Raw genomic sequence first — 781 nt, forward strand, 5'->3', positions numbered from 1 at the left:
CCCCGGTCCGGCGCCGGGGGCGCGGCGGCGGGCGGACGGGTGCGCGTCATGGGTCTCTCCAGTGCGTGTGACGCCGCGGTGACGGTTCAAAAACCTGCCGGTTTACCGAGGACGCCGCGCGGGCAGAGTCAGTGAGCGGCCCAGTCGCGACCTCGGAGCCACGTGCTCGGAGCCGTGAGCCTGGGCCGCACCACTCCTCCCCTCCCGGTTCCCGCGCTCCGGCCGACTATGCGGCCCGGCCGCCCCCGACGGCGCCGGGCCGGACGCACCCGGGCCCGCGGGCGGGCGCCCGCTCAGACGGTGACGCCGTCCACGTCCCGGGCACGGCCCTCGACCAGCCGCTTGAAGCGCTGCAGGTCCCCCTTCAGCCGGCGGGTGAGCGCGCCCGCCCGGTCGCCGGTGCGCGCCGCGATCCGCTCGGGGTCGAACTCCAGCCGCACCGTCACCCGCGCCGTCGTGGCGTCCAGGCGGCGGAACGTCACGACGCCGGAGTGCAGCGGGCCGTCCGGCGACGTCCACGCGATGCGCTCCTGCGGGAGCCGCTCCACCACCGTCACGTCGAACTCCCGGACGACGCCGCCGCCGCGCGCCGCCCAGCGCGTCGTGGCCTCGTCGATCCGCCGGACCTCCCGCACCCCCGCCATGAACCGCGGGAAGGTCTCCGACCGCGTCCACTGCCGGTACGCGACGGCCACCGGCACGGTGACGTTGACCGATTCGGTGATCGTGCCCACGGCTCACCGCCCTTCTCCCCCGCCGCCCCGGTCCAGCGGCCCCCACG

Annotated in this window: 1 protein-coding gene; it reads right to left on the reverse strand. The window is 77.0% G+C overall.

The genetic code is table 11. From position 1 onward, the window contains the following. Positions 1–293: 293 nt before the first annotated feature. Complete coding sequence (locus DMH08_RS39665) at positions 294–734, reverse strand: SRPBCC family protein (protein ID WP_026406154.1); 441 nt, start codon at positions 732–734, stop codon at positions 294–296. Positions 735–781: the final 47 nt, after the last annotated feature.

The organism is Actinomadura sp. WAC 06369 (assembly GCF_003947565.1).
GTDB classification, from domain to species: Bacteria; Actinomycetota; Actinomycetes; order Streptosporangiales; family Streptosporangiaceae; genus Spirillospora; species Spirillospora rifamycini.